At 70.4% G+C, this 14,015-nt stretch carries 12 protein-coding genes; 11 read left to right on the top strand and 1 reads right to left on the bottom strand.

Annotated elements, in window-relative coordinates; genetic code table 11:
* Window positions 1–154 precede the first annotated feature (154 nt).
* The gene (locus ACWGH4_RS18380) at window positions 155–577 is read left to right on the top strand and encodes a Rieske (2Fe-2S) protein (protein ID WP_453461790.1); all 423 of its coding nucleotides are present in this window, start codon (window positions 155–157) and stop codon (window positions 575–577) included.
* 30 nt (window positions 578–607) lie between these two features.
* On the opposite strand, the gene ACWGH4_RS18375 is transcribed toward ACWGH4_RS18380, so the two are convergent.
* Complete coding sequence (locus ACWGH4_RS18375; RefSeq protein WP_453461787.1) at window positions 608–1,540, bottom strand: hypothetical protein; 933 nt, start codon at window positions 1,538–1,540, stop codon at window positions 608–610.
* A gap of 219 nt (window positions 1,541–1,759) precedes the next feature.
* Here ACWGH4_RS18375 and uvrC point away from each other — a divergent pair, with 219 nt between their 5' ends.
* The 10 genes from uvrC to ACWGH4_RS18325 all read left to right on the top strand — a co-directional run.
* Entirely contained in the window at window positions 1,760–3,745 is a 1,986-nt protein-coding gene (gene uvrC / locus ACWGH4_RS18370; RefSeq protein ID WP_453461784.1) for an excinuclease ABC subunit UvrC, read from the top strand.
* The gene (gene rapZ / locus ACWGH4_RS18365) at window positions 3,742–4,683 is read left to right on the top strand and encodes an RNase adapter RapZ (protein WP_441264415.1); all 942 of its coding nucleotides are present in this window, start codon (window positions 3,742–3,744) and stop codon (window positions 4,681–4,683) included. Before uvrC ends, rapZ begins: the two co-directional genes overlap by 4 nt.
* A complete protein-coding gene (locus tag ACWGH4_RS18360) occupies window positions 4,680–5,714 on the top strand; it encodes a uridine diphosphate-N-acetylglucosamine-binding protein YvcK (RefSeq protein ID WP_441264416.1) in 1,035 nt (344 codons plus the stop codon). The genes rapZ and ACWGH4_RS18360 overlap by 4 nt, the downstream gene beginning before the upstream one ends.
* Window positions 5,705–6,694 (top strand): DNA-binding protein WhiA, encoded by a 990-nt coding sequence (gene whiA, locus ACWGH4_RS18355; protein WP_005318962.1) that lies wholly within the window; start codon window positions 5,705–5,707, stop codon window positions 6,692–6,694. The genes ACWGH4_RS18360 and whiA overlap by 10 nt, the downstream gene beginning before the upstream one ends.
* A 187-nt stretch (window positions 6,695–6,881) precedes the next feature.
* Window positions 6,882–9,830, top strand: coding sequence for a M14 family zinc carboxypeptidase (locus tag ACWGH4_RS18350; RefSeq protein ID WP_453461780.1), 2,949 nt, complete (start codon window positions 6,882–6,884; stop codon window positions 9,828–9,830).
* A gap of 223 nt (window positions 9,831–10,053) precedes the next feature.
* The gene (gap, locus tag ACWGH4_RS18345; protein ID WP_441264418.1) at window positions 10,054–11,064 is read left to right on the top strand and encodes a type I glyceraldehyde-3-phosphate dehydrogenase; all 1,011 of its coding nucleotides are present in this window, start codon (window positions 10,054–10,056) and stop codon (window positions 11,062–11,064) included.
* Window positions 11,065–11,198: 134 nt separating this feature from the next.
* Window positions 11,199–12,410 (top strand): phosphoglycerate kinase, encoded by a 1,212-nt coding sequence (locus ACWGH4_RS18340; RefSeq protein ID WP_453461777.1) that lies wholly within the window; start codon window positions 11,199–11,201, stop codon window positions 12,408–12,410.
* A 6-nt stretch (window positions 12,411–12,416) separates the two neighbouring features.
* Complete coding sequence (gene tpiA, locus ACWGH4_RS18335; protein WP_453461775.1) at window positions 12,417–13,205, top strand: triose-phosphate isomerase; 789 nt, start codon at window positions 12,417–12,419, stop codon at window positions 13,203–13,205.
* 123 nt (window positions 13,206–13,328) lie between these two features.
* Window positions 13,329–13,559, top strand: coding sequence for a preprotein translocase subunit SecG (secG, locus tag ACWGH4_RS18330; RefSeq protein ID WP_005318972.1), 231 nt, complete (start codon window positions 13,329–13,331; stop codon window positions 13,557–13,559).
* A 135-nt stretch (window positions 13,560–13,694) separates the two neighbouring features.
* On the top strand, window positions 13,695–14,015 hold a 321-nt coding region (locus ACWGH4_RS18325), incomplete at its 3' end, for an RNA polymerase-binding protein RbpA (RefSeq protein ID WP_453461772.1).

The raw sequence follows: 14,015 nt of genomic DNA, 5'->3' as shown, positions 1-14,015 counted from the left end.
ACTTCAGCCTCGCCGTCATTCGCCCCGTGCAGCGGACCCGCACCCACCCGCCCGACGTCGCGGCGATCTCCGCCGGTATCGTCGGGTCTGTCGGGGCAGCGATGCCACCGGCCGAACCAGATCACACCCGACTCGACCCACCCATGGAGACCCCATGTCCCCGACCGCCCGCCGTACCGTCCTGAAGGGCGCCGCCGTCGCCGGGGCCGCCGGGCTGGGGGTCGTCGGATGTTCCACCGACTCCAAGCTGGGGCACGCGGAGGTGCCCACCCCCACCGCGCCCGTGGACCTGGGTCCGGCGGACGCCGTTCCCGTCGGCGGGGCCAAGCTGTACCGGGAGCAGCGTCTGATCGTGCACTGCCCCGCCGAGGGCCAGTACAAGGCCTTCAGCGCCCAGTGCACCCACGCCGGCTGCGTCCTCGACAAGGTGGAGGGCGGCGAGGGCAACTGCCCCTGCCACGGCAGCCGTTTCGATGTGACGACCGGCAAGGCGCTGAAGGGCCCGGCCACCGTGCCGCTGCCCGAGGTGCCGGTCAGGGCCGAGGGCGGCAAGCTCGTCGCGGGTCCCGGCGCGTAACCCCGCAGGACGGACGCCCGCGGACGGGGCTCAGTCCCAGTCCCAGGCGATGCCCAGGACCCCCGGGCGGACCCCCTGCTCCACGAGGTGCACCGTGCGGTGCCGCGCACCGGGCGTGAGTTCCGTGCGGGCGCCCCGCGGCGCCCCTGTCGTGGCCCGGGAGAAGCGGTGGCACCGTTCCGGCAGGGCACCCTGCTCGAAGCGCACCTGCAGCATGTAGTGCCCGCCCGCGGAGCCGAAGCCACGTGCGTACTCGGTGCTCGGGCCGCCGGTGCCGTCCTCGAAGCCGTAGCCGAAGACGTATGTCTCGCCCTCCCGCAACGGGGCGTCGAAGAGCAACTCGGCGACCACGACGCCGCTGGCCCGGTCCCACCGCACCCGGCCCGGGCGGCAGTTCTCCAGGGCGCTCACCTCGACGGCCGACGGGTCGCAGCCCGTCCCGCCGCGGTGGACGGCGAGACAGCGGTCGACGCCGTCGCGGTGGGCGCGTACGACCTGCTGCGAGTCACGTCCCAGCAGCTGCCGCCCGGCACCGATCCGCACCCGTTCCTGGTGCCCGATGGTGTGCAGGCCCCGGCCCTCGGGGGAGCGGAGACCGGTGAGGAGCCGTTCCGCCGCGTCCAAGGAGTCCACGAGCGCGTGGTGGGAGCTGCCGGTGGGCCGCTCGGTCTCCGCCGTCGCGCCGTCCTCGCCGCTGCCGAGCAGCCGCACCAGGGAGCGGGCAGGGAGGCCGAGGACCTCCTCCAGGGCTCGCACCGCCCGTAGCGACTCGGGGCGCTGCGGGCGCCGGGCGCCCTGCTGCCAGTAACTGAGACTCGTCACGCCGACCTTGATCCCCCGGTGGGCGAGGTGGTGCTGCACGCGCTGGAGCGGCAGGCCCCGTACGGCGAGGGCGGCGCGGAGCGCGAGATGGAAGGGGCCGGTGTTCAGCACCCGCGCCAGGTCGGCCTCGGTGTGACCCATGGATTCCTCCGGGGACGTGGAGCGCCGGACGGAAGTGTTCACATCCGGATCGGGCCGTTCACAGCGGCGCGTAACCCCGCATTGAAGCGTGTTGACCTGCCCGCGACAAGGGTCGTCGGGCCATCGGCGTCCGGCGCCCCCGTGGCGGGACAAGGAGGGGCGATCACGTCCCCGACGGGAGGGGCCGGGCTGTCACTGTCCGCCAGTAGGGTGGACGGCATGGCCGACCCCTCCAGCTACCGCCCCAAGCCGGGACAGATCCCCGACTCACCGGGGGTCTACCGGTTCCGCGACGAGCACCGCCGGGTGATCTACGTCGGCAAGGCCAAGAGCCTGCGCCAGCGCCTCGCCAGCTACTTCCAGGACCTGGCGAATCTGCACCCGCGCACGCGCACCATGGTGACCACCGCGGCCTCCGTGGAGTGGACGGTCGTCTCCACCGAGGTGGAGGCGCTTCAGCTGGAGTACTCCTGGATCAAGGAGTACGACCCCCGGTTCAACGTCAAGTACCGCGACGACAAGAGCTATCCGTATCTGGCGGTCACCCTCGACGAGGAGTTCCCGAGGGTGCAGGTCATGCGCGGCGCCAAGCGCAAGGGCGTGCGGTACTTCGGTCCTTACGGGCACGCCTGGGCCATCCGCGAGACCGTCGACCTGATGCTGCGCGTCTTCCCCGTGCGCACCTGCTCCGCGGGCGTCTTCCGCAACCACGTGCAGAAGGGCCGCCCCTGCCTCCTCGGTTACATCGGCAAGTGCTCGGCGCCCTGCGTGGGCCGCGTCACCCCCCAGGAGCACCGCGAACTGGCCGAGGAGTTCTGCGACTTCATGGCCGGCCGCACCGGCACCTACATCCGCCGCCTCGAGAAGCAGATGATGGCCGCCGCCGAGGAGATGGAGTACGAGAAGGCCGCCCGGCTGCGGGACGACATAGAGGCCCTCAAGCGCGCCCTCGAGAAGAACGCGGTGGTGCTGGCCGACGCGACCGACGCCGACCTCATCGCGCTCGCGGAGGACGAGCTGGAGGCCGCCGTGCAGATCTTCCACGTCCGCGGCGGCCGCGTCCGCGGCCAGCGCGGCTGGGTCACCGACAAGGTCGAGAACGTGGACACGGCCGGCCTGGTCGAGCACGCGCTTCAGCAGCTGTACGGCGAGGAGAGCGGCGACGCCGTCCCCAAGGAGGTCCTGGTCCCCGCCCTGCCGGAGGACACGGACGCCGTCACCGAGTGGCTGGCCGGCCGGCGCGGCGCGGCCGTCTCCCTGCGCGTTCCGCAGCGCGGCGACAAGAAGGCCCTGATGGAGACCGTCGAGCGCAACGCGCTCCAGGCCCTCGGGCTGCACAAGACCAAGCGCGCCAGCGATCTGACCACACGCTCCCGCGCCCTGGAGGAGATCGCCGAGGCGCTCGGCCTGGACTCGGCGCCGCTGCGCATCGAGTGCTTCGACATCTCGCACCTCCAGGGCGAGGACGTGGTGGCGTCCATGGTCGTCTTCGAGGACGGCCTCGCCCGCAAGAGCGAGTACCGCCGCTTCCAGATCAAGGGCTTCGAGGGGCAGGACGACGTCCGGTCCATGCACGAGGTGGTCACCCGGCGTTTCAAGCGCTATCTCGCGGAGAAGGACCGCACCGGCGAGTGGATCGGCGGCGACGACCCGGCGCACGAGGCGCTGGAGGACGACGGCCGGCCCAAGAAGTTCGCGTACCCGCCGCAGCTGGTCGTCGTCGACGGCGGGCAGCCGCAGGTCGCCGCGGCCAAGCGCGCCCTGGACGAGCTCGGGATCGACGACGTCGCGGTCTGCGGTCTCGCCAAGCGGCTCGAGGAGGTCTGGCTGCCGCACGAGGACGATCCCGTGGTCCTGCCGCGTTCGAGCGAGGGCCTGTATCTCCTCCAGCGGGTGCGTGACACGGCTCACGACTTCGCCATCCGCTATCAGCGGTCCAAGCGGTCCAAGCGCATCAGGACCAGCCCCCTGGACGCGGTCCCCGGTCTCGGGGAGACCAGGAAGCAGGCCCTGATCAAGCATTTCGGCTCGGTCAAGCGTCTGCGGCAGGCGACAATCGAGCAGATCTGCGAGGTTCCCGGCATGGGCCGCAAGACCGCCGAGTCGGTGGTGGTGGCGCTGGCGCAGTCGGCGGCGCCCGCGCCCGCCGTGAACACCGCGACAGGAGAGATCATTGAAGACAGCGACGGGGGCAGCAGGACATGACTGAGCACGACGGAGACGGAGCAGCAGACGTGAGTACGGGCAACGGCACCGAGCCCCGTGAGACCGCGGCGGACGTGGCCATCCCGGAGCTGGTGATCATCTCCGGTATGTCGGGCGCGGGCCGCAGTACGGCAGCCAAGTGCCTGGAGGACCTCGGCTGGTTCGTCGTCGACAACCTGCCGCCCGCCCTGATCCCCACGATGGTGGAGCTCGGCGCCCGCTCCCAGGGCAACGTCGCCCGGATCGCGGTCGTCGTCGACGTACGCGGCCGGCGTTTCTTCGACAATCTCCGCGAGTCCCTGGCCGACCTGGACGCCAAGCAGGTCACGCGCCGGATCGTTTTCCTGGAGTCCTCCGACGACGCCCTGGTGCGCCGTTTCGAGTCGGTCCGGCGCCCGCATCCGCTGCAGGGCGACGGCCGGATCGTCGACGGCATCGCGGCCGAGCGCGACCTGCTGCGGGAGCTGCGCGGCGACGCCGACCTGGTGATCGACACCTCCGGCCTGAACGTCCACGAGCTGCGCGCCAAGATGGACGCCCAGTTCGCGGGCGACGAGAAGCCCGAGCTGCGGGCCACGGTGATGTCGTTCGGCTTCAAGTACGGCCTGCCCGTCGACGCGGACCTCGTCGTCGACATGCGCTTCCTGCCGAACCCGCACTGGGTGCCGGAGCTGCGTCCCTTCACCGGCCTGAACGACGAGGTGTCGAACTACGTCTTCAACCAGCCCGGTGCCAAGGAGTTCCTCGACCGCTACACGGAGCTGCTCCAGCTGATCGCCGCCGGGTACCGCCGCGAGGGCAAGCGCTATGTGACCGTCGCCGTCGGCTGCACCGGCGGCAAGCACCGCTCGGTCGCCACCTCTGAGAAGCTCGCCGCCCGTCTGTCCGCCGCCGGTGTCGAGACCGTCGTCGTCCACCGGGACCTGGGGCGCGAGTGACCGGACGCAACCTCCGGCTGCGACGGCTGCGCAGAACCACGCGCACGCCGTCGGCCCGGAAGCGCGGAGCCCAGCCCAAGGTCGTCGCCCTCGGCGGCGGGATGGGGCTGTCCGCCTCCCTCACGGCCCTGCGCCGTATCACCGGCGACCTCACGGCGGTCGTCACCGTCGCCGACGACGGCGGTTCCAGCGGCCGGCTCCGTGAGGAGCTCGGCGTGCTGCCGCCCGGCGATCTGCGTAAGGCCCTGGCGGCGCTGTGCGGCGACGACGACTGGGGTCAGACCTGGGCGCGGGTCATCCAGCACCGTTTCCAGTCCCAGGGCGAGCTGCACGAGCACGCCGTCGGCAATCTGCTGATCGTGGCGCTGTGGGAGCAGTTCGGCGACCATGTCCAGGCACTGGACCTGGTCGGCAAACTGCTCGGCGCGCACGGGCGGGTGCTGCCCATGTCGGCCGTGCCGCTCGAGCTCCAGGCGCTGGTGCGCGGGCACGACCCGAGCCGCCCGGACGAGGTGGACACCGTGCGCGGCCAGGCGACCGTGGCGCTCACGCCGGGTGAGGTGCAGTCCGTGCATCTCGTGCCGAACGACCCGCCGGCCGTCCCGGAGGCCGTGGAGGCCGTGCTGGACGCCGACTGGGTGGTCCTCGGTCCCGGCTCCTGGTTCTCCTCGGTGATTCCGCACCTTCTCGTGCCCGAGCTGCTCGACGCGCTGGTGCAGACCAAGGCCCGCCGGGTGCTCTCGCTCAATCTCGCGCCCCAGCCCGGAGAAACTGAGGGCTTCTCCCCGCAGCGTCATTTGGAGGTTTTGGGACGACACGCGCCTAAACTCGCCCTGGACGTGGTGCTGGCCGACGAGGCCGCAGTGCCCGACCGCGAGTCCCTCGCCGACGCCGCCAAGCGGCTGGGCGCCGCGGTCGAGCTGGCTCCGGTGGCCTCTCCCGACGGACTTCCGAAGCACGACCCGGAGCTGTTGGCCGCCGCGTACGACCGTATTTTTCGGATGCATGGAAGGATCGGCCCATGGCGATGACGGCAGCGGTGAAGGACGAGATCTCCCGGCTCCCCGTCACCCGGACCTGCTGCAGAAAGGCGGAGGTCTCGGCCATCCTGCGGTTCGCGGGCGGTCTGCACCTGGTGAGCGGCCGCATCGTGATCGAGGCGGAGCTGGACACCGGCATCGCCGCGCGTCGGCTCAAACGGGACATCCTGGAGATCTTCGGCCACAGCTCGGAGCTGATGGTCATGGCGCCCGGCGGTCTGCGCCGCGGCTCCCGTTTCGTCGTGCGGGTGGTGGCGGGCGGTGACCAGCTCGCCCGCCAGACGGGTCTGGTCGACGGCCGGGGGCGCCCGATCAGGGGCCTGCCGCCCCAGGTGGTCTCGGGTGCGACGTGCGACGCGGAAGCCGCCTGGCGGGGCGCGTTCCTGGCGCACGGTTCGCTGACCGAGCCCGGCCGGTCGTCCTCCCTGGAGGTCACCTGCCCGGGGCCGGAGGCGGCCCTCGCGCTGGTGGGCGCCGCCCGCCGGCTCTCGATCGCCGCGAAGGCGCGCGAGGTGCGGGGCGTGGACCGGGTGGTCGTCCGTGACGGTGATGCGATCGGCGCGCTGTTGACGCGGCTCGGGGCCCACGAGTCGGTGCTGGCGTGGGAGGAGCGGCGGATGCGGCGCGAGGTGCGGGCCACCGCCAACCGCCTGGCCAACTTCGACGACGCCAATCTGCGCCGCTCGGCCCGTGCCGCCGTGGCGGCGGGCGCCCGGGTGCAGCGTGCTCTGGAGATCCTCGGCGAGGAGGTGCCCGAGCATCTCGCGGCCGCGGGCCGGCTGCGCATGGAGCACAAGCAGGCCTCGCTGGAGGAGTTGGGCGCCCTCGCCGACCCGCCGCTGACCAAGGACGCGGTCGCGGGCCGGATCCGCCGCCTGCTGGCGATGGCGGACAAGCGCGCCCAGGACCTGGGTATCCCGGGTACGGAGTCGAATCTGACGGAGGAGATGGCCGACGGTCTGGTCGGCTGACGCTCCTGGCATGTAGCTCGACAGCTTTACTGCCGACGCCTCTTGAGGCGTCGGCAGTGTCGTTTCCCGGCCCGCGTGGGCCGATCCGGCCCTATTGACATGATCATGGAGAGTCATGAGCCTGTCGCATGCCCGTCATCACGGCGGACACGAGCACTTTCCTGGCAGACAACAGCAAGGGGGGCTTATGAGACGCAGAGCGAGATCGATCCTCGCCGCTGCCGCACTCCTGGTCGCAGGAGTGTCGGCAGCGCCGATCGCGCAGGCCGACTCCGGGGGCGGGAACGGCGACGAACTCGCCGTATGGCATGCGGAAGTGAGCAAGGAACAGGTTCCGTTGATCCTCGCGGCGGGCACCGACGGCCATGAGCTGGGCGAGCAGATCCCGGACAAGGGCACCGCCACCATCGAGCTCCACCTCACCGAGCGGCAGGCCGGCGAACTCCGTGAGCAGGGCGTCGACATCACCGAGCACACCCTCTCCGCCAAGACGGAGAAGCACCTCGCCGCCGCAGGCGACGGTGTCTTCCGCCCGTACAGCGGCGAAGGCGGCCTCAAGGACGAGATCCTCGCCACCGCCAGGGCCCATCCGGCCCTCACCAAGGTCGTGAGCATCGGCCGGACCGTCAAGGGCCAGGACATCCTCGCCCTCAAGGTCTCCAAGGGCGCGGACAGGTACCGCGACGGCTCCAGGCCCGCCACCCTCTACATGTCCAACCAGCACGCCCGGGAGTGGATCACCCCGGAGATGACCCGGCGGCTGATGCACCACTACCTCGACGGCTACGGCAAGGACCCGCGGATCACGAAGATCGTCGACTCCACCGAGCTGTGGTTCGTCCTGTCGGCCAACCCCGACGGCTACGACCACACGTTCACCGGCACCGAAGAGCGCCAGTGGCGCAAGAACCTCCGCGACAACAACGGCGACGGGCGGATCACCGCGGGCGACGGCGTCGACCTCAACCGCAACTTCGCCTACAAGTGGGGCTACGACAACGAGGGGTCCTCGCCCGACCCGTTCGACGAGACCTACCGCGGCACCGGCCCCGGATCCGAACCGGAGACCAAGGCCATCGACCGCTTCCAGAAGCGCATCGGCTTCCAGTACGGCATCAACTACCACTCCGCCGCCCAGCTGCTGCTGTACGGAGTCGGCTGGCAGGTCGCCACACCCACCCCCGACGACGTCCTCTACCGGGCCCTCGCGGGCACGCCGGGCAACTCCGCGATCCCCGGCTACCGGCCCCAGCTCTCCTCCGAGCTCTACACCACCAACGGCGAGGCCGACGGCCACGCGGCCAACGTCAACGGGATGATGATGTACACCCCCGAGATGTCGACCTGCGCCACCGCCTCGCGCGTCGACCCCGACGACGAGTGGAACGCCGCGGACTGCGCGTCCATCTTCACCTTCCCCGACGACGAGGAACTGATCCAGCAGGAGTTCGCCAAGAACATCCCCTTCGCGCTCTCCGTGGCCGAAACCGCGGCCCATCCCGACCAGCCGTCCTCCTCGCTGGGCCTCACGGCCGCGGACTTCACCCCCGACACCTTCGCCACGTCCTACGCACGGGGCGAGGACCAAGAGGTCTCCGTCACCGCCCGCAGGTCACTGCGCGACAAGGAGCTCAACTACCGCATCAACGGCGGCCGCACGCACGACGCGGAGCTGCGCCCGTGGAAGGGCGGCGAGCGGTTCGGCGGCGAGGACAACCTCCACTTCGACGAGTACCGCGCCGAGGTCGAGGGCGCAGAGCCGGGCGACCGGGTCGAGGTGTGGTTCACCGGCAGGACCAGGAGCGGCGAGCGCACCGCCAGCGAGCACTTCACGTACACGGTCGCGGAACGGCCGCGCGGGGACACGCTGGTGATCGCGGAGGAGGGCGGCGCGGCGGCCGCCGCGCACAGCGCCGCCTACACCCGTGCCCTGGCCGCCAACGGCCACCGCAGTGCCGTCTGGGACGTCGCCACGCAGGGCGCCCCGCACCCGCTCGCGGTCCTCGGCCACTTCCGGACCGTCGTTTGGTACTCGGGCGCGGCCGAGCCGTCCTGGGCGACCACGCAGGCCGTACGGGCCTACCTCAACGAGGGCGGGAAGCTCGTCTCCATGGGCGAGCGCGCCGGCGGTGACGCCGACCTCGGCGGGGCGCTGAGCGACGACTTCTCGCAGTACTACCTCGGAGCATCCGGACGGGCCTCGCTCGCCGGAGTGACCGGCTTCCTCGGCACCGGACGCCTCACCGGCGCCTCCGGCGCCCTCGGGGACGTCCCGGGCAACCCGCTGGACGCGGCCGGCGCCTACACGATCACCTCGGACACCCTGCCGCCGGACGAGTTCCCGCAGTTCGACAGCGCCGCCGCGGGTGACTACCCGGGCGCCAGGATGCCGTTCTCGCCGTACGGCGGTGAGTGGTACGCGGCGGTCACCCACCGCAACTCCTCGTGGGCGCGGCTGTCCCGCACGATCGATCTGACCGGCACGGCGGCCGCCGACCGGCCCGCCCTGGACATGCGGCTGAGCTTCGACACGGAGCCCGGCTACGACAACGCCGTCGTCGAGGTCCACACCGTGGGCCAGGACGACTGGACGACGCTCCCCGACGTCGGCGGCGGCACCTCCACCGAGGTCCCGGCCCAGTGCGACGGCGGCTTCTACATCGATCAGCACCCCTTCCTGCGGCACTACCTCACCCTCGGCGAGGACGCGTGCACGGCGAGCGGCACCACCGGCGCGTGGAACGCCTTCACCGGGGCGTCCGACGGCTGGCGGGCGGCCTCCTTCGACCTGAGTGCCTACGCGGGCAAGCGGATCGAGGTCTCCGTCTCCTATGTCACCGACCCGAGCGAAGGTGGCCGCGGTGTCTTCGTCGACGACACCCGGCTCGTCACCGGCGGCGTGGAGCAGCCCATCGAGGGCTTCGAGACCTCGCTGGGGCCCTGGGCGGCCGCCGGCCCAGCTGAGGGCAGCCCCGCCCTGCGGGGGAACTGGGAGCGCAGCCAGGATCTGTATCCGTCCGCGTCGGCGGTGAGCACGCGCGACAGTGTGCTGATCGGTTTCGGCCTCGAGCACGTGCGAACGGCGTCCGACCGTGAGCGGATCGTCGCCGCGGCACTCAGGGCGCTGCGGCGCTGAGAAGAGCCGTGACCGGGCGCGGGGCGACGCTGTGAACGCCCCGCGATCCGGTGCGGGACACGGTGGCCGGAATTCCTACTGGCGGGTACGGGCCACCGTGTTGCACACACGGCATCTCGATGTCACTACGGGGCCTTCAGGGGGGTAGGGTCGTAGGCGGTCGGGGACATCCCATACAACTCGCCGGCGTCGAAAACCGGCGTACCAACGAGGAGATCGGTTCGTGACGATCCGCGTAGGCATCAACGGCTTTGGCCGCATCGGTCGTAACTACTTCCGCGCGCTGCTGGAGCAGGGTGCAGACATCGAGATCGTGGCTGTCAACGACCTGGGTGACACTGCGACCACGGCCCACCTGCTGAAGTACGACACCATCCTCGGCCGTCTCAAGGCCGAGGTGAGCCACACCGCCGACACCATCACGGTCGACGGCCACACCATCAAGGTGCTCTCCGAGCGCAACCCCGCCGACATCCCGTGGGGCGAGCTGGGCGTCGACATCGTCATCGAGTCGACGGGCATCTTCACCAAGAAGGCCGACGCCGAGAAGCACATCGCCGGCGGCGCCAAGAAGGTCCTCATCTCGGCTCCGGCCAAGGACGAGGACATCACCATCGTGATGGGCGTCAACCAGGACAAGTACGACGCCGCCAACCACCACGTCATCTCCAACGCCTCCTGCACCACCAACTGTGTGGCGCCGATGGCCAAGGTTCTGGACGAGAACTTCGGCATCGTCAAGGGTCTGATGACCACGGTCCACGCGTACACCAACGACCAGCGGATCCTGGACTTCCCCCACTCCGACCTGCGTCGCGCCCGCGCCGCCGCGGAGAACATCATCCCCACGACCACCGGTGCCGCCAAGGCCACCGCCCTGGTCCTGCCGAAGCTGAAGGGCAAGCTGGACGGCATCGCGATGCGCGTCCCGGTCCCGACCGGTTCGGCCACCGACCTGGTCGTCGAGCTCGAGCGTGAGGTCACCAAGGACGAGGTCAACGCCGCGTTCAAGAAGGCCGCCGACGACGGCGACCTGAAGGGTGTCCTCTTCTACACGGAGGACCCGATCGTGTCCTCGGACATCGTCGGCGACGCCGCGTCCTGCACCTTCGACTCCTCGCTGACCATGGTCCAGGAGGGCAAGTCGGTGAAGATCCTCGGCTGGTACGACAACGAGTGGGGCTACTCCAACCGCCTCGTGGACCTTACGGTCTTCGTGGGCAACCAGCTCTGATCAGCAGCGCCTGATCTGATCTGCACCTGATCTGCAACGAGAGCACAAAGATGTGAGCAACAGGGCTCGGGCAGCGCAAAGTGGCGCCGTTCGAGCCCTGTCGCGCGTGCAGCCCTCCGAGGAGCCGTAAAAACATGAAGACCATCGACCAGTTGCTGGCCGACGGGGTCGCGGGCAAGCGGGTATTCGTCCGCGCCGACCTCAACGTGCCGCTCGACGGCACGACCATCACCGACGACGGCCGCATCCGGGCCGTGCAGCCGACCATCGCCAGGCTGGCGGAGGCCGGGGCCCGGGTCGTCGTCGCCTCGCACCTGGGCCGCCCCAAGGGCGCCCCGGACCCCGCCTTCTCGCTGGCCCCGGCCGCCGCCCGGCTCGGGGAGCTGCTCGGCACGCACGTGGAGTTCGCGACCGACACCGTCGGTGAGTCCGCCACGGCCGCTGTCGCCAACCTCGAGGACGGCCGGGTCGCCGTCCTGGAGAACCTCCGCTTCAACCCCGGCGAGACCTCCAAGGACGACGCCGAGCGCGGCGCCTTCGCGGACCGGCTCGCCTCCCTCGCCGATGTGTACGTCGGCGACGGCTTCGGCGCCGTGCACCGCAAGCACGCCTCCGTGTTCGACCTCCCGGCCCGGCTGCCGCACGCCGCGGGCTTCCTGATCGACACCGAGGTCGGCGTCCTCAAGAAGCTCACGGAGGACGTCAGCCGGCCCTACGTCGTCGTGCTCGGCGGCGCCAAGGTCTCCGACAAGCTCGGGGTCATCGACCACCTGCTGGAGAAGGCCGACCGCATCCTCATCGGCGGCGGCATGGCGTACACCTTCCTCAAGGCCCAGGGCCACGAGGTCGGCATCTCGCTGCTCCAGGAGGACCAGGTCCCGGCCGTGCTCGAGTACCTGGAGCGCGCCAAGGCCAAGGGCGTGGAGTTCGTGCTCCCCGTCGACGTGCTGGTCTCGACCGAGTTCCCGGACCTGAAGACCAAGGCGCCGGCCAACCCCACCGTCGTCGCCGCGGACGCCATCCCCGCCGACCAGGAGGGTCTGGACATCGGTCCGGAGACCCGCCAGCTCTACGCCTCGAAGCTCGCCGACGCGGCCACCGTCTTCTGGAACGGCCCCATGGGCGTCTTCGAGCACCCCGACTACGCCGAGGGCACCAAGGCCGTTGCCCAGGCGCTCGTCGACTCCCCGGCCTTCTCCGTGGTCGGCGGCGGCGACTCCGCCGCCGCCGTGCGGATCCTGGGCTTCGACGAGAAGGCGTTCGGCCACATCTCGACCGGCGGCGGCGCGAGCCTCGAATATCTCGAAGGCAAGACGCTTCCCGGCCTTGCCGCACTGGAGGACTGACCCCGCATGACTGCTACTGACCAGGGCCGCATCCCGCTGATGGCGGGCAACTGGAAGATGAACCTCAACCACCTCGAGGCCATCGCTCACGTCCAGAAGCTCGCCTTCGCGCTGGCCGACAAGGACTACGACGCCGTAGAGGTCGCCGTCCTGCCGCCCTTCACCGACCTTCGGTCCGTCCAGACCCTGGTCGACGGCGACAAGCTGAAGATCAAGTACGGCGCCCAGGACATCTCGGCGCACGACTCCGGCGCCTACACCGGCGAGATCTCCGGCCCGATGCTGGCCAAGCTGAAGTGCACCTTCGTCGCCGTGGGCCACTCGGAGCGCCGCCAGTACCACGCGGAGACCGACGAGATCTGCAACGCCAAGGTGAAGGCGGCCTTCAAGCACGGCCTGACCCCGATCCTGTGCGTCGGCGAGGGCCTCGACATCCGCAAGGCCGGCAACCAGGTCGAGTACACGCTCGCCCAGCTCGACGGCGGTCTGAAGGACGTCCCGGCCGAGCAGGCCGAGACCATCGTGATCGCCTACGAGCCGGTGTGGGCCATCGGCACCGGCGAGGTCGCCACCCCCGAGGACGCGCAGGAGGTCTGCGGTGCGATCCGCGGCCGTCTCGCGGAGCTGTACTCCCAGGAGCTGGCCGACAAGGTCCGGATCCAGTACGGCGGCTCGGTGAAGGCGGGCAACGTCGCCGCGATCATGGCCCAGCCCGACGTGGACGGCGCCCTGGTCGGCGGGGCGGCGCTGGACGCGGACGAGTTCGTCAAGATCGTCCGGTTCCGCGACCAGTGAGTATGCGGTAGCGCCGATCCGGCGTACCCTTGCGGGGGCCTGCGGCTCACACATCGAGCCCGGGCCCCCGTCGTCCGTATTGAGTCCAAGAGAATTGCCAGGAAGTAGGGTCCAGCCGTGGTTATGGGATTCTCGATCGCCCTGATCATTTTCAGCGGGCTGCTGATGTTGCTCGTGCTGATGCACAAGGGGAAGGGCGGCGGTCTTTCCGACATGTTCGGTGGCGGAATGCAGTCCTCTGTCGGCGGCTCCTCCGTGGCCGAGCGGAACCTCGACCGCATCACCGTCGTGGTCGGTCTGCTGTGGTTCGCGTGCATTGTCGTACTTGGTCTGCTGATGAAGCTGGACAGCTGACCCACCGATTCCGCGTCCCGAGCTGGGGTGTAACTCCAATCACTGGACGAGCGTTGGGCCTTACGTAGACTGGGGCACTCGCGGCGCAGCCGCTGTGAGACGCTGTGCAGCACCATCACGCAGGGAGTTACGACCGTGGCAAGTGGCAACGCGATCCGGGGAAGCCGGGTCGGAGCGGGGCCGATGGGCGAGGCAGAGCGAGGCGAGTCCGCGCCGCGCCTCCGCATCTCCTTCTGGTGCTCGAACGGGCACGAGACGCAGCCGAGCTTCGCCAGTGACGCACAGGTCCCCGACACGTGGGACTGCCCGCGGTGCGGGTTCCCGGCCGGCCAGGACCGGGACAATCCGCCGGACCCGCCGCGCACGGAGCCGTACAAGACGCACCTCGCGTACGTTCGCGAGCGGCGCAGCGACGCGGACGGCGAGGCGATTCTCGCGGAAGCGCTCGCCAAACTG

Source organism: Streptomyces sp. NPDC054847 (assembly GCF_053610925.1).
This window is presented reverse-complemented; position numbering and strand designations above follow the sequence as displayed.